This is a genomic window from Acinetobacter sp. GW821-FHT09D10, from assembly GCF_059416285.1.
The window spans coordinates 93,104-107,969 of record NZ_JBWKOW010000008.1 but is presented as its reverse complement, the minus strand read 5'-3'; the positions used below and the strand labels follow the sequence as shown (position 1 = coordinate 107,969).

At 36.6% G+C, this 14,866-nt stretch carries 13 protein-coding genes; 9 read left to right on the top strand and 4 right to left on the bottom strand.

All coding sequences use genetic code 11. The features are described 5' to 3' along the window. Positions 1-37 precede the first annotated feature (37 nt). Positions 38-1,246: an aspartate aminotransferase family protein gene (locus AC07M3_RS16465; RefSeq protein WP_494567763.1), complete on the bottom strand. Its 1,209-nt coding sequence runs from the start codon at positions 1,244-1,246 to the stop codon at positions 38-40. A gap of 227 nt (positions 1,247-1,473) precedes the next feature. On the opposite strand from AC07M3_RS16465, the gene grxD reads away from it, so the two are divergent. Further along, positions 1,474-1,815 carry a Grx4 family monothiol glutaredoxin gene (gene grxD / locus AC07M3_RS16460; RefSeq protein WP_004643080.1) on the top strand — a complete coding sequence of 114 codons (342 nt, stop codon included), beginning with the start codon at positions 1,474-1,476 and terminating at the stop codon, positions 1,813-1,815. Between the two features lie 47 nt (positions 1,816-1,862). On the opposite strand, the gene AC07M3_RS16455 is transcribed toward grxD, so the two are convergent. Continuing rightward, entirely contained in the window at positions 1,863-2,186 is a 324-nt protein-coding gene (locus tag AC07M3_RS16455; protein WP_005040058.1) for a hypothetical protein, read from the bottom strand. A 243-nt stretch (positions 2,187-2,429) separates the two neighbouring features. On the opposite strand from AC07M3_RS16455, the gene AC07M3_RS16450 reads away from it, so the two are divergent. Continuing rightward, positions 2,430-3,329, top strand: coding sequence for a LysR family transcriptional regulator (locus AC07M3_RS16450; protein WP_494567764.1), 900 nt, complete (start codon positions 2,430-2,432; stop codon positions 3,327-3,329). A 42-nt stretch (positions 3,330-3,371) separates the two neighbouring features. Here AC07M3_RS16450 and map read toward each other — a convergent pair whose 3' ends face one another. After that, entirely contained in the window at positions 3,372-4,166 is a 795-nt protein-coding gene (gene map / locus AC07M3_RS16445) for a type I methionyl aminopeptidase (protein WP_494567765.1), read from the bottom strand. Positions 4,167-4,519: 353 nt separating this feature from the next. On the opposite strand from map, the gene brnQ reads away from it, so the two are divergent. The 3 genes from brnQ to AC07M3_RS16430 all read left to right on the top strand — a co-directional run bounded on the left by brnQ (position 4,520) and on the right by AC07M3_RS16430 (position 6,941). Next, positions 4,520-5,821, top strand: coding sequence for a branched-chain amino acid transport system II carrier protein (brnQ, locus tag AC07M3_RS16440; RefSeq protein ID WP_199989643.1), 1,302 nt, complete (start codon positions 4,520-4,522; stop codon positions 5,819-5,821). Between the two features lie 191 nt (positions 5,822-6,012). Beyond that, positions 6,013-6,432: a GlcG/HbpS family heme-binding protein gene (locus tag AC07M3_RS16435; RefSeq protein ID WP_494567766.1), complete on the top strand. Its 420-nt coding sequence runs from the start codon at positions 6,013-6,015 to the stop codon at positions 6,430-6,432. 266 nt (positions 6,433-6,698) lie between these two features. Then, positions 6,699-6,941, top strand: a complete 243-nt coding sequence (locus tag AC07M3_RS16430; RefSeq protein WP_004643085.1) for a hypothetical protein — start codon at positions 6,699-6,701, stop codon at positions 6,939-6,941. Positions 6,942-6,978: 37 nt separating this feature from the next. On the opposite strand, the gene AC07M3_RS16425 is transcribed toward AC07M3_RS16430, so the two are convergent. After that, positions 6,979-7,434, bottom strand: a complete 456-nt coding sequence (locus tag AC07M3_RS16425; protein WP_494567767.1) for a hypothetical protein — start codon at positions 7,432-7,434, stop codon at positions 6,979-6,981. A 141-nt stretch (positions 7,435-7,575) separates the two neighbouring features. On the opposite strand from AC07M3_RS16425, the gene AC07M3_RS16420 reads away from it, so the two are divergent. From AC07M3_RS16420 to AC07M3_RS16405, 4 genes are all read left to right on the top strand, one after another. Next, positions 7,576-8,436, top strand: coding sequence for an alpha/beta hydrolase family protein (locus tag AC07M3_RS16420; RefSeq protein WP_494567768.1), 861 nt, complete (start codon positions 7,576-7,578; stop codon positions 8,434-8,436). 324 nt (positions 8,437-8,760) lie between these two features. Then, positions 8,761-11,616: a phosphoenolpyruvate--protein phosphotransferase gene (ptsP, locus tag AC07M3_RS16415; protein WP_494567769.1), complete on the top strand. Its 2,856-nt coding sequence runs from the start codon at positions 8,761-8,763 to the stop codon at positions 11,614-11,616. A 15-nt stretch (positions 11,617-11,631) separates the two neighbouring features. Beyond that, positions 11,632-12,579: a 1-phosphofructokinase gene (gene pfkB / locus AC07M3_RS16410; protein ID WP_494567770.1), complete on the top strand. Its 948-nt coding sequence runs from the start codon at positions 11,632-11,634 to the stop codon at positions 12,577-12,579. Beyond that, positions 12,566-14,284 (top strand): fructose-specific PTS transporter subunit EIIC, encoded by a 1,719-nt coding sequence (locus AC07M3_RS16405; protein WP_494567771.1) that lies wholly within the window; start codon positions 12,566-12,568, stop codon positions 14,282-14,284. Before pfkB ends, AC07M3_RS16405 begins: the two co-directional genes overlap by 14 nt. The last annotated feature ends 582 nt before the right edge of the window (positions 14,285-14,866 follow it).

The following is a 14,866-nucleotide window of genomic DNA, read 5'->3' as shown; positions in this document are numbered from 1 at the left end:
AAATGGGCACATTAAGTGCCCATTTTTATACTAAAACTTAAAGATAACTATTAATCAAAGCAACTAAACGCTCTAACAAATCATCGGCCTGCGCTTGAGTCATATTAATAGGCGGTAATAGACGGACTACCGAACCTGCTGTAACGTTGATAATAAGCTTATGTTGATCACGAGCAATAGTAACGAGTTCAGCACAGTCTTTAGGTAATTGAATACCAATCATCATACCAAAACCACGCACTTGAACATTCTTGTTAGCTAACTTTGCACGAAGTTGATCAACGATATAGCGTCCTACTACCGCCGCATTTTCTACAGCATTCTCTTTTTGAATTGTATCAATGACTGTATAAACCACACGAGAACCTAGTACAGTACCGCCATAGGTAGAACCATGACTACCAGGTCCCAATAAACCAACAGCTTTACCTTGTGTCATTACAGCACCTACAGGGAAGCCATTTCCAAGTCCTTTCGCAGTCGTCAGGACATCAGGCACAATGTTGGTGTGCTGATATGCAAAATATTTACCAGTACGCCCGTTACCTGTTTGAATTTCATCTAGCATCATGAGCCAGTTATGCTGATTACAAATATTGCGAACTTCTTCAAGATAGCTAAAGCCTTGAGGAGCGGTATTAATACCACCCTCACCTTGAATTGGTTCAATCAAAATTGCAACAATATCTGGATGCTGCAATGCAGCTTCTTGAATTGCTTCTACATCACCAAATGGCACACGAATAAAATCATTCACTAAGGGAGCAAATCCATCTTGTACTTTTTTATTACCCGTTGCTGAAAGTGTTGCCAACGTACGACCATGAAATGATTGTTCTGCCACAATAATCTTTGGCAAACGTACACCTTGTTGGGTACCAAATTTACGAGCAATCTTAATCGCACCTTCATTTGACTCAGCACCACTGTTTGAAAAGAAGATCTCTTCCATGCCAGAAACCTCAGCAAGCTTCTGAGCAGCGGCAGTTTGCCAAGGGATTTCAAATAAATTACTTGTGTGCACAAGTGTTGCAGCTTGTTCAGCAATTGCTTCTGCAATGACTGGATGTGCATGACCTAAACCACATACAGCAATACCAGTTAAGGCATCTAGATATTCTGTACCATCTTCAGTATATAGATATGCCCCTCGGCCTCGTACAAAACTGATCGCTTGGCGACCATAAGTAGCCATTAAGTGTGATGGTTGATCAGGTTGTATTGGAGCTAGGGTAATATCAGTCATAACGAACTCTGTCTATATGAGGTTTTAAGAAGGGTTTATATAAACAAAAACTGGCTCTGATGAAAAGTCTCATCAATCATTTATCTAAAATTTCGTCCGCTTTTCGCTATCACTTCGGTTTATACAATAAAATATTGAAGATTCAATGCAACTTTAAGTAATCAGGTGGTTTGCAAAGCGATGTAAACACCCCCTATAATGCTGCTAGATTAGTTGAGGATCTATTTATGACTGAACAAGCACGTGATACTGAAGCGTTAATCCGCGATCAAATTGCGAAGCATCCCGTTTTACTTTACATGAAAGGCACTCCACAGTTTCCACAATGTGGTTTCTCTGCACGTGCTGTAGAGGCGCTCAGTCAAATTGGTCGTCCATTTGCATATGTAAATATTTTGGAAAATCCTGATATTCGTGCAATCTTACCAGCAATTGCGAATTGGCCTACATTCCCGCAACTTTGGGTAAATGGCGAACTTATTGGCGGTAGCGATATCATGCTTGAAATGTTCCAAAATGGTGAATTAAAACCATTAGTTGAACAATATAGCGCAGCGCCAGAAGCGTAAATAATAAAAAAGCCAATCAATAGATTGGCTTTTTTATGCTCTCAACTTTAAAAATCGCTCACTCCAACATAGCGGAATAAACCCTCCACACCCAAATCAGATTTTAAAACAATCAGATTCTCATAAGGTGTCGTAGTTAGAGCTTCAAAAATATTCATATTTGGATCTTCGTGTAACTCATCCACACTCTGATTCATGCACTCTTCAAATCGATCTGCAACAAATTCGAATCCCAAATCCATAGCAATAAATAAAGTATGTTCACATGGCTGAACGTATTGTTCTTGTGCCCAGTCAATTATCGCTTGTTTGCAAAATGGGCACTCAATATTCGTAGAGGCATCGTTAAGTTCTATCAATTGATAAGGCATTAGATTTGAAAAGTAGAGAAAAATATAGTGTAGAAGAAATTGATTAATAGTTCTATAGACAACCCACAAACCCAATTAAAACACACACATTAAAATTACAACGTAATTACAGTATAATTTCAAATTTATCTCCAGTAATTAGATAATGAATTTATCTCCTGCTTACAAAAAATTTAGTATAAGAATTATCGTTGCAAAAATAATAATGTAAAATCATGGTTGTTGCAGAAATAGGATATTTTAATGCTCACTGATCTTGATGATTTTTATTGTTTTGCTCTCGTTGTTGAGCATGGTGGCTTTAGTGCTGCTGAGCGTGTAACGGATATACCAAAATCAAAATTAAGTCGTCGTGTGTACAGCTTAGAAGAAAACTTAGGCGTTCGCTTAATCCAACGTAGCTCTCGTCATTTTGCCGTTACAGATATTGGAATGGATATTTATAGACACGCTCAAGTCATGATGAATGCTGCACAAGCTGCTCATGATTTGGTTGATCATTTAAGTATTCAACCTAGAGGTGTGGTGAAGGTTAGTGTGCCTGTAGATATTGCTCAAAATCAACTTCCTAAAATCCTACCTGCTTTCTTAAAAAAATATCCTGAAATTCGTTTGCAACTTATGGTCAGTAACCGCCGAGTGGATGTCATTAATGAAGGGATTGATATCGCTTTACGTGTTCGCTCAAAACTAGATGACGATCCGAGTTTAGTTCTTAGACAGTTTGCCCTTATAGAACAAAGTTTATTCGCAAGTCAGGCATATTTAAATGAGTTTGGGGATATAAAAAATCCAGAACAGCTCAGTGAACATCGCATTTTAAGTTTATCTGAAGAACATCTTGATCAACAATTCATTTTGCATGGACCTGACAATCAACAAAAGAAAATCAAAGTTAGCCCGATTGTAATGGGCACAAACATACACATGTTGGCTCAATTGTCTAGTCAGAACTGTGGTATCGCATTATTGCCAGAGAGTGCAGCAGAAGATTTCCTGAAATCTGGGCAACTTCTACAAATCTTACCAGACTGGAAAGCGCCTCATGGAATATTACATGCTGTATATCCATCACGCCGAGGATTACTACCTGCTGTTCGAGTATTCATTGACTATTTAGTAGAACATCTTTCTGAGCGTTAAAATAAAAAAGTTCGATGAATTATCGAACTTTTTTTATATTTTTTAAATTGCAGGATAATTTCCCACACCTTTGGGCCATGGTGTTAATAGTTCAAAGCCAGTATCTGTTACTGCAACCATATGTTCCCATTGAGCAGATAACGAAAGATCTTGAGTAATGACTGTCCATCCATCATTTAACTCTTTCACTTGCGGCCTACCTGCATTCACCATAGGCTCAATGGTAAAGACCATTCCTTTCTTCAACACCAAACCTTGCCCACGCTGCCCATAGTGCAAAACATTGGGTTGTTCATGATAGACCTTACCGATCCCATGCCCACAATATTCTCGAACAATACTATAGCCTTCTCGGTGAGCAACCGATTGAATAGCATAACCAATATCACCTAATGTAGCTCCAGGCTTAACAGTATGAATACCTGCAACCATCGCTTCATAAGTTGTATCAACAAGTTTTTTTGCTTGTGGATTTACATTACCCACAAAATACATGCGGCTCGTATCACCAAAATAACCATCTTTAATTATTGCGACATCAATATTAATAATATCGCCATCTTTTAAGATTTTATTCGGCGATGGTATTCCATGGCAAACAACTTCATTGACTGAAGTGCATATCGTTTTTGTAAAACCGTGATATCCCACATTAGCAGGAATAACTTTTAAATTATTTACAATATAATCATTACAGAGGTTATCTAAATATTCAGTAGATACGCCTGGTTTAATATAGGCCTCTATCATTTCTAAAACTTGCGCAGCCAAGCGTCCAGAAACTCTTAATTTTTCCAGATCTTGTTCAGTTTTAATGGTAACAGTAGAAGCTCTCATTCAATTCTATCCTCGCAGACAAGAAACATGCCCGTCCCTACAAAACCTAAGGTAATTCAAAATATTTTAGGATGAATATAAGTCAGACCAAAAGCCTAAAATGCTTAAATATCCAGCATTCACAGTAAAAATTTATCTTTTTATTCTTACATATTTTTTATAAAAAGTCAGAACTTAAAAAGAAGTTCTTTTGTCCTTTTAATGGCTTTTCAAGCACATACTTTAACCAAACAATCGCGTATAACACCTTATATCGTTTTAACCACCCGAAAAAAAGCTTTTTCACATAAATTAGCGCTTGAACATGATTACTTTTGCTCTAAAATTCCTTCTTTTTTATTCACTTTTAATTTATGCAACATCTTCGCACTGGAGATATTATTGCCTTAGGTTTTATGACCTTTGCCCTTTTTATTGGGGCTGGCAATATTATCTTTCCTCCCATCGTCGCTCAACAAGCTGGTGAACATGTCTGGTTAGCTGCACTAGGCTTCTTGATTACGGCTGTCGGCTTACCTGTAATTACCATTATGGCTCTCTCTCGTATGCAGGGATCCATTGAAATTATTAGTTCTCCCTTAGGGCGAGTAGCAAGCCTGATTTTAACTGTTGTTTGTTATCTATCAGTCGGACCTCTATTTGCTACCCCACGTACAGCTACTGTTTCTTATGAAATTGGTTTTTCCTCTTATTTTGGAAACTCAAGTAGCAGTCTTCTAATCTATAGTGCAATCTATTTTTCATTTGTAACTGTAGTTTCACTCTATCCAAACAAGCTTTTGGATACAGTTGGACATGTACTTGCACCACTAAAAATTATCGCTTTAGCAATTTTAGGAATTGCGGCGGTCATGATTCCTGCGGGTTACGTTCCTGCACCAATTAATCATTACGTTGCGTCTCCTGTTTCCGAAGGTTTCGTAAATGGCTATCTCACCATGGATACCTTAGGTGCTTTGGTATTTGGTATCGTTATTATTCAAGCGATTTATTCTCGTGGTGTAACCGACAAGAAGCTAGTAACTAAATATGCAATTATTGCCAGTCTTATTTCAGGTGTTGGTCTTACTTTAGTTTATTTAAGCTTGTTCAAATTAGGTTTAGGTAGCCATGAAGTAGCACCAAATGCAGCAAATGGCGCAGTAATTTTACATGCATATGTTCAACATGCTTTTGGAAATATGGGTTCATTATTCTTAACTGGCCTCATCTTTTTAGCATGTATGGTTACAGCAATTGGCTTAACTTGTGCGTGTGGTGAGTACTTTGCTCAGTTAACGAAATTACCATATAAGCTTTTAGTCTTTATTTTAGTTGGTTTCTCTTTCATTATTTCGAATCTTGGCTTAACTAAACTGATTGCTATTTCAGTACCTGTCTTAAGTGCAATCTACCCACCAGCAATTGTGGTGATTATGCTGAGCTTCTTTTGGAAATTTTGGCACAAACCTTCTTTTATTGTCGGTTCAGTAACGAGTATTGCTTTAATTTTCGGTATTATTGATGGTCTTAAAGTTGCAGGTTTCAGTGATTATTTACCTGAATTTCTTCAACATTTACCTCTAAATGAACAAAACTTAGCTTGGTTGATCCCATCTTTAGTTGTTCTTGTAATTACCGTAATTATCGACAAAGTTAAATTCAAAAACATTTAATTTAGTGGCTTTTTTGAAATCGAGTTTTATCCAAACATGATTTTATATATTGAATAAAATGCTGTGTTTACCCAACCAGCATTTTATTTCCACACTAACTTTTAATGACAAATCAACAATAGATATAATTAATTTTTACTGTAAAATTACACTAAAATAATTTTTAGCTTACTCAGGAAAGAAGAGCAACAATGAAAACTAAATATTACTTAACATTAGCAGATGCAGAGTTTTTAATGGAAGAAGCTCAAAAATACGCAATTGAACACAACTTTAAAGTCAGTATTGCAATTGTTGATGAAACAAGCTCTCTATTACTCATGAAACGTTTAGATGGCGCCTCTCCTTTAACTTCACATTTATGTTTAGAAAAAGCAAAATGCTCTTCAATATCAGGTAGACCCTCAAAATTTTACGAAGAACTTCTGCAAAGTGGACGTCTTGGTTTTTTAAGTATGCCCAGCGCTCAAGGGATGCTAGAAGGTGGAAAACCGATTATTTATGAAGGTGAAATTTTAGGTGCTATTGGTGTATCTGGTGTTCAATCTTTTGAAGATGCAGAAATTGCTCAACACGCAATTGACACATTTTTTAAAAAGCAAAATAGCTAAAATAAAATGATAGGAAAGAGAAATTATTACACTTTTCACTTAAGTAATCTCTCTTTCCTAAAAGAATAAGTATTTCATACAAAAATATTTAATATTTACTTTTTTAATACCTTAAGCTTTTATAAATATAGAGTTTTTTATAAAACTGCTCAAAAAAATTGCTATTCGCTATTGAATTGTATGAAAAATAGAAGTACAACATTAAACTTAAAACAAATTCTTGACTAAAACATTAGGTTTTAGTACCACCACAAGGAGGGATGGAGATGTTATCATTACATTTCAACAAACAAGTCTTCATTAACACTCTGAACAGCAAAGATTCAGTTGTGTATGGAGTAACGCCGCTTGCTCTTATGCTGACTTTACTGTTTCAAGGTATGATCAAAGGAAATTTAAAACCCGAATACTTTATGTATGCGATGGTTGTTTCTTTCATATTTTGTCTGTGGGCCTTTGTCGATCATAAGATGCGAAAATTAGCTAAACGACGTCTTAGTCAACAATAATTGTAAGATTAAAAAATGGATGAGTGATCATCCATTTTTATATACCTAAAAATAAAAAAATTGTTCCCATAACTAAAATAGCTGTAGCTAATAATTCAGTAATTATCAATCCAACCATCATTAAAGACATTAACCATGAAGGTAGGTTAAAACGACCTAACCGATGGGGTTGTTTAAATTGATTTGTCGTGTCCTGTAAGTACCCATGTACGATATAAACTAAAATTGAAAAACTAAAAAACAAGAGATTTGCTAACACACACCACAAAGTAATATTTTCAATTAAAACAGTAAAATAACTTAGCACAGCAAGAATTAAGCTAGCAGCTGCGTAAAGTAAGCTACTTCGATGAGCAATATCCACATAATAATGTGCACGACTTAATTCCGAACGGCGTATTTGCCAATATTTCCATACCCCCGTTACCATTCCTATCCATAAAAATATGCCACTAAACACAATCGCTAACTGTACGGCTTTCGGTAAATCCATCTTTTTCCCAATTATTCGTTTTATTAAAATTTAATGAGCTGTATAGCATAAATCCTGACTTTATAGTCACATTTTAATCAAGTATCATTTTAGAACTCATGTAAATTAAAGTCATCAACAAGCCAATTATTGCCTAATATTATGGATAACACTTTTGAATCATTTTGGATGACCTGCAAAGATGGTTATCAACTTGCTGCACAATTTTATCCAGCTCAATCAAAAAAGTCGGCCAATCCTGTTTTGATTTGCCCAGCCACAGGTATTACCAAAAATTTTTATCATCCTTTTGCTACATGGTTAAGCCAACAAGGTTATGAAGTATTAAGTTTTGATTTCCGTGGAATTGGAGACTCATTGCATGGACCTTTAAAGCAAAGTGAAGCAAGTATTAATGATTGGGGAACGCTTGATATTCCTTGTGCAATTGATGCTTTATTAGAAAAAACACAAGCAGAACAAGTTACTCTTCTTGGCCATAGTGCCGGTGGACAACTGTTAGGAATTGTGCCTAATTTTCGCAAAGTAGCAAAAGTTGTTGCGATAGCAGGTTCTACTGGCAACGTAAAAGGTCTTAAAGGTAAAACCAAGTTTCTGGCACCTGTCATGTTTAAGGTTATCTTTCCAATTTCTAGTACTTTAAAAGGTTATGGTGCTACTCAATTTATTGGGATGGGTGAAAACTTGCCTAAAAAAGTTGCTCAACAATGGAGAGAGTTTTGTAGTAACCCAGGCTATGTAAAAAATGCCATTGGTAAAACTGTCTTTCATGACTTTCATACTGAGATTATTTGCCCGATTACTTCGATTTGGGCAAGTGACGATGAAATTGCCACTCAACAGAACGTTGAAGAGTTATTAAGTTTATATCCTAATGCATCTACTAAAATGCTAGAGCTCAACCCTCTAAAACTCGGCTATAAATCAATCGGACACATGTTAATGTTTAAAAAATCACATCAAAAGATCTGGCCTCTTTTAGAGCAAGAAATTCAATACTAATTTTCAATTCATCATTTACTTTTTGCCTCTATACCAGTAATCCAGTTTAGAGGTTTTTTTTATTATTAAAACACCCTTCTCTTTTATAAAATAATCTTATTAAATTTATAGTTATCACAAGAAAGTAAAATATATTCAACATTCACTTCTTTGTATTAAAAACGAGCATTTTTTTACGTAAATACGTCGATATAGCTTTAAAGTTCTGCTATGGTAATTTATCTGAAGCTGTTGTTTAAAAACGGTTAAACTAACCTATTTTAATACAAACAGCTTCTTTTTTTCTGTTTTAGCTAAAGCCAAAGAAATTGTTCAAGGATAATTATGCTAGCACTAGAGCCTCAACATATTCATATGAATCAACATGCTGTTGATAAACAACATGCATTACAGTGTCTAGTAGATATATTAGTGAAAGATGGGTTGGTTACTCCTGACTATATAACAGGACTTATCAATCGTGAGCAGCAAAGTGCGACCTATTTAGGCCAAGGAATTGCAATCCCACATGGAACTCCTCAGTCACGAGAATTTATTTTAAAAACTGGTATTCGTTTAGCCCATTTTCCAGAAGGAATAATATGGGATGGGGAAAATACGATTTATTTAGCTGTTGTTATTGCAGCAAAATCCGATGAACATTTACAAGTATTACAAATATTAACTAGAGCGTTAATGCACGACGTAAGTGAACAAGTAAAAAATGCATCACAACCTGAACAAATTATTGAACTATTACAAGCTCAACCATTATCTTTAACACTACATGAAAATTTAATTCAAACTGAAATTGAAGCTCAAGATATTGAAGATTTGTTTTGGGCAGCAACTCAAGTACTAAAAAAACAGAATTTCGTAAAATGTGGGTTTTTAAGTTCTTTAGCTCCAGAGCAAGTCATTCAGTTGCAAGACCAGATCTGGTCTGTTTCTAGTAATCAGTTTGTTCAACAACCAGCTATTAGTATTGTAAAACCACGTCATCCTTTAGATGTAAACGGGCAGAAACTAAATACTTTAGTCTGTGTTGCTGCAAATGATCAGTTAGATAGCCAAAGATTTAATCGGCTGATTGATATTTTATTTAATCCAGAACAAGTTGCTCAATTAGATCAAACCCAAGCACCAAATGAAATTGCTAAAATTATTGGTGCGGAAGTGATTCCCGATTGGCCAAACCGTTCAGTTGTATTGGCCAATGCACATGGATTACATGCCAGACCCGCGACTCATTTAGTGAACTTAACAAAAACTTTTCAAGGCGATATTCAAGTCGCAGTAGGTGAAGGTAGTTTTGTTTCAGCTAAGAGTTTGACTCGCTTATTGGCTTTAGGATGTAAACGAGGTCAAACTTTACGTTTCATTGCAGAACCGGGAACAGATGCAGTAGAAGCTTTAGATAAAGTAATTTTGGCAGTACAACAAGGCTTAGGGGAAGAAATTGAACCGCTACTCTCTTCAGATACCAAAGAAGACCAAACACCTCAAACAGTAACATCATTACCAAAAACATTGAGTACAAATACAGGTATTCCAGCTTCTAGTGGTTTAGCTTTTGGCCCAGTACATGTCATTAAACCTAAAGTTTATCAATATGAACATATGGGTTTAAGTGTTAAAGCTGAGAAAGAGAAACTTGATATTGCTCTTCATGCAGTTAAAAACAATATTCACCAAGTGATTGCGAAATCTGAAGCTTCTGAAATTAAGCAAATATTCCAAGCACATTTAGAAATGTTGGATGACCCCGATCTCATTAATGGTGTTTATCAAAAGATTAACTTAAACCTTTCTGCCCCTGCTGCTTGGCATGAACATATTGAAGCAGCAGCTAAAGAGCAAGCGGCTTTACCAGACCGTTTACTGGCTGAGCGTGCTACAGACTTACGTGATATTGGTGATCGAGTTTTGGCTCAACTCTGTGGTGAAGTTATCATCGAAGAACCTAAAGAACCTTATATTCTAATTATGTATGATGTGGGACCAAGTGATGTGGCTCGCCTTAACAAAGATCGTGTTGCTGGTATTTTAACAGCTGTTGGCGGTGCTAGTGCCCATAGCGCTATTGTTGCTCGTGCTTTAGGTATTCCTGCAATTGTTGGTGCTGGGGATCAAGTATTGGACATTGAGCAGAAAAGCTCTCTTCTAATTAACGGAGACACGGGAGCTTTCGTTTTAGATCCAACTACTCAACAAATTGAACACGCAAAACAAGAACGTGAGCTTCAACAAAAAATTCGTGAAGAAGCTGAACGCCACTGCCAAGAACCTGCGATTACTCTAGATCAACATCAGATCGAAATTGCAGCCAATTTAGGAAAAGTTCAAGCCACAGCCCACGCAGTAGAATGTGGCGCGGAAGCAATTGGCCTGCTTAGAACAGAGCTGGTTTTTATGGCTCATAGTAGTGCCCCAAATGAAGCAGCCCAAGAAGCAGATTATCGGGTTGTCTTAGATGCACTTGCTGGTCGCCCTCTCGTAGTACGCACTTTAGATGTAGGAGGCGATAAACCTCTGCCTTACCTACCGATTGCAGAAGAAGAAAATCCGTTTTTAGGACTAAGAGGCATTCGCTTAACCTTAAGACGGCCAGAGCTATTACGTCAACAGCTTACTGCTTTGCTTAAAGCCGCAGATGATCGCCCTTTAAGAATCATGTTCCCAATGATTGGCCGTGTAGAAGAATGGCGTGCTGCTAAAGCAATTCTTGATGAAGTAAAAGCTGCATATACATGTGCGAACTTACAAGTTGGCATTATGATAGAAGTTCCTTCTGCCGCATTACTTGCTCCTATTCTTGCTCAAGAAGTGGACTTTTTCAGTATTGGAACAAATGACTTAACTCAATATACCTTAGCTATTGACCGTGGCCACCCTATCCTCTCTGCTGAAGCAGATGGTCTTCATCCAAGTATTTTGCAATTGATTGATCAAACAGTAAAAGCTGCACACAAATATGGCAAATGGGTAGGAATATGCGGTGAACTAGCAGCTGATCCAAAAGCTGTACCTATTCTTATGGGATTAGGGGTAGATGAACTCAGTATGTCACCAAATAGTATTGCCTTGGTAAAAGCCCAGATTCGTACACTAAACTACAGCCAAGCTCAAATACTTGCACAGCGTGCACTTGAATGTGATAGCGCCCCTGCTGTACGTCAGTTATCCGAACAAGAACTGTAAAGATTAGGAATGGTAATGGCTAAAATTTTAACAATTACTTTAAATCCTGCAATTGATGTCACGATACAACTCAATGAGTTGCGGATGGGTGAAGTAAATCGCCAAGAATCTGTAGAGATTCATGCTGCTGGAAAAGGGCTAAATGTTGCACAAGTTTTAAAAGACTTAGGGCACGATGTTATTGTTTCCGGTTTTCTAGGAATTAGTAATCGACAGATTTTTGATAAACATTTTGAGCAAGTTCAATTTCAATCTGAATTTATTTATATTGAGGGTGAAACGCGCCAAAATATAAAAATTGCTGAACATTCCGGCCGTATGACCGATTTAAATGGAAAAGGATTTTTAGTATCTGAATTGGATAAAAAGAACCTATTCCAAAAAATTGAAATGATTTTGCCGCAAGTAGAAGTCATTGCTATTGCTGGTAGTCTTCCACAAGGTTTTAGTATTGATGAGTTTCAAAAGCTTATTAAGCTCATTCAAAAACATGGTAAAAAAGTTGCCCTTGATACAAGTGGTAAAGCGTTAGTCGCTGCAATTGAATGCCAACCATGGATGATTAAACCAAACACCGATGAGTTAGTAGAAAGCTATCAGCTTCCTGCCACAACTTATGTCGAGCAAAAAAAGCTTTTTAAAAACTTAGCTAAAATTGAGCATGTCGTTATTTCGATGGGTGAAGACGGTGTAAACTGGCTACATGAAACACATCCACTACATGCCCAAGCCCCTAAAGTGATTGTTAAAAGTACCGTTGGTGCGGGCGACTCTCTTTTAGCTGGCATGATTCATGGCTTAATAAATAACTTCTCTGCCGAAGAAACATTGAAAACGGCTACGGCAATTGCGAGCCATGCTGTAACACAAATTGGCTTTCGTATTCCAAATGCTGAAATGCTAAACCAATTAAAAGCCCAAACTACAATCAATTCATTGAGTGAATCTGATGCCAACTGCTAAACATTTATTATTTGTCATTAATAGTCCGCAACAGCAAGTCAATGCTTTGATTTTAGCTCGAAAGCTTGCACAGGTAGCATCCCAACAGGGTTACGAAAATAACATAATTTCGCTCGATGAATTCGAAGAAAATCAAAACTTTGATCAAGTTATTGTTATTGGACAACGTCCGAAAAATCTTAATATTTTTGGTACACACCCTTTATCTTTAATTAGCATTGAAGAAATCAAAAATGATGCTCATTCAGCTTTCCAAACTGGCTTAGATCATTTAAAGCCAGCTCAAGATTGGCAGAGTGATAATACACCATCGCTAAATAAGGCGACTAAATTTGTTGCAATCACTGCGTGTCCTACAGGTGTTGCCCATACTTTTATGGCTGCTGAAGCATTACAACAAGGTGCAGAAAAACTTGGTTATGAGATTGAAGTAGAAACACAAGGTTCCGTGGGTGCAAAAAATATTTTATCAGCTCAAGCTATTGCTGAAGCGGACATCGTGATTCTTGCTACTGATATTGAAGTTAATACAGACCGTTTTGTGGGCAAGCGTGTTTACCGATGCGGTACTGGTTTTGCATTAAAGCAAACAGATAAAGCCTTTGCTGACGCGATTAGTAATGCACAAGTTTTAGATCAAGGTAAGCAACAAACATCAGCAGAGAACAAGGATAAAACCGAAAAAGTTGGCGTATATAAACATCTCTTAACAGGTGTGTCTTATATGTTACCTATGGTGGTGGCTGGTGGTCTTCTAATTGCCCTATCCCTATGCTTTGGCTTAAATGCTGCTGAGCAAGCAGGCAGTTTACCAGCCATATTAAAACAAATTGGGGCCGCTGCATTTATGCTTATGGTCCCGATGTTATCAGGTTATATTGCCTACTCTATTGCTGATCGCCCTGGCCTCGCACCTGGTTTAATTGGCGGCTTACTCGCCTCTCAATTACAAGCAGGCTTTTTAGGCGGGATTGTTTCAGGTTTTCTTGCGGGTTATATCGCCCTTTTTATTGCAAAAAAACTCAAACTTCCTACTAGTTTAGAAGCACTTAAACCGATTTTAATTATTCCTTTATTAGGTACATTATTTGTTGGCCTTATTATGTTCTATGTGGTTGGACAGCCTGTAGCACATATTTTCGAGCTCATGAAAGACTTCCTAAATAATATGGGCACAACAAATGCTGTGTTAATGGGAATTATATTAGCAAGCATGATGTGTATCGATTTAGGTGGCCCAATCAATAAGGCAGCCTACGCTTTTACTGTCGGATTGCTTACAACAAATACCTATATGCCTATGGCAGCAACAATGGCGGGCGGTATGGTCCCTGCTATTGGTATGGCTATTGCGACTTTCGTGGCTAAAAATAAATTTAGTACAGGAGAGAAAGATGCCGGAAAAGCCGCTTTTGTACTAGGTTTATGTTTTATTTCAGAAGGTGCAATCCCTTTTGCAGCAAAAGACCCAATGCGCGTTATTCCGACTTGTATTTTAGGTGGTGCAGTAACTGGCGCACTTGTTGCACTATTCCACTGCGAGTTAGTTACTCCTCACGGCGGTGTATTTGTTCTTTTAATTCCCAATGCAATTAATCATGCTTGGTTATATCTTGCTGCAATTGCTGCCGGTAGTATTGTTACAGGAATAAGCTATGCAATCGTTAAGAAAAAAGTAGAAGAAAAGACTGCGACCACTGCATAATAAAAAAGGGAGAATATTAATTCTCCCTTTTTTAAATTAAATACTATTCAACAATCTGTTTTAGTAGTGCTTATATCACTTAATCTGAGTAGCTCTTACTATAATCTGTGCTGGCACTTCTTCTACCAACATTACAGTTAAGCTGGTTCTTTTTTGGGGATTTAGTAGATGAGCTACATATTGCATAAGTAAAAATTGTTAAAAATATAATTTATAGACAAAAAAGCTAAATTTATAACGCTAATCATTCAACTAGTTTTTTAATTTTATATAAAATAATCAATAAGTTGTTAAATAAACCCATTTTATTTTGCTAAATAATAGATGATTCATGTTAAATGTATGGTAAATTTCATCAACAATAAAGCAAATTAAGGCACTGATATTTATAAATATTTTTTACTTAAATATCTTGATTTTTCATAGTTATGACTTTAGAGACAAAAACTATCTCGTTCAATGCCACGGTCAAAACATAATTTTTTTTCTACGATGCGTTTGCAAGCCAATATCGTTTAATTAACGATCAAGTAAGCCTAGATGCAATCTTGTATATCTGTTCAAAGATTTTAAGGAATTAAT

What these genes read in the sequence shown, in the direction of transcription:
- AC07M3_RS16450 (WP_494567764.1), top strand. Translation starts at nt 2,430, where the DNA reads ATGCTCACTGATCTTGATGATTTTTATTGTTTTGCTCTCGTTGTTGAG.
- map (WP_494567765.1), bottom strand. Translation starts at nt 4,166, where the DNA reads ATGAGAGCTTCTACTGTTACCATTAAAACTGAACAAGATCTGGAAAAA.
- ptsP (WP_494567769.1), top strand. Translation starts at nt 8,761, where the DNA reads ATGCTAGCACTAGAGCCTCAACATATTCATATGAATCAACATGCTGTT.
- AC07M3_RS16430 (WP_004643085.1), top strand. Translation starts at nt 6,699, where the DNA reads ATGTTATCATTACATTTCAACAAACAAGTCTTCATTAACACTCTGAAC.
- AC07M3_RS16405 (WP_494567771.1), top strand. Translation starts at nt 12,566, where the DNA reads ATGCCAACTGCTAAACATTTATTATTTGTCATTAATAGTCCGCAACAG.
- pfkB (WP_494567770.1), top strand. Translation starts at nt 11,632, where the DNA reads ATGGCTAAAATTTTAACAATTACTTTAAATCCTGCAATTGATGTCACG.
- AC07M3_RS16465 (WP_494567763.1), bottom strand. Translation starts at nt 1,246, where the DNA reads ATGACTGATATTACCCTAGCTCCAATACAACCTGATCAACCATCACAC.
- grxD (WP_004643080.1), top strand. Translation starts at nt 1,474, where the DNA reads ATGACTGAACAAGCACGTGATACTGAAGCGTTAATCCGCGATCAAATT.
- brnQ (WP_199989643.1), top strand. Translation starts at nt 4,520, where the DNA reads ATGCAACATCTTCGCACTGGAGATATTATTGCCTTAGGTTTTATGACC.
- AC07M3_RS16425 (WP_494567767.1), bottom strand. Translation starts at nt 7,434, where the DNA reads ATGGATTTACCGAAAGCCGTACAGTTAGCGATTGTGTTTAGTGGCATA.
- AC07M3_RS16420 (WP_494567768.1), top strand. Translation starts at nt 7,576, where the DNA reads ATGGATAACACTTTTGAATCATTTTGGATGACCTGCAAAGATGGTTAT.
- AC07M3_RS16455 (WP_005040058.1), bottom strand. Translation starts at nt 2,186, where the DNA reads ATGCCTTATCAATTGATAGAACTTAACGATGCCTCTACGAATATTGAG.
- AC07M3_RS16435 (WP_494567766.1), top strand. Translation starts at nt 6,013, where the DNA reads ATGAAAACTAAATATTACTTAACATTAGCAGATGCAGAGTTTTTAATG.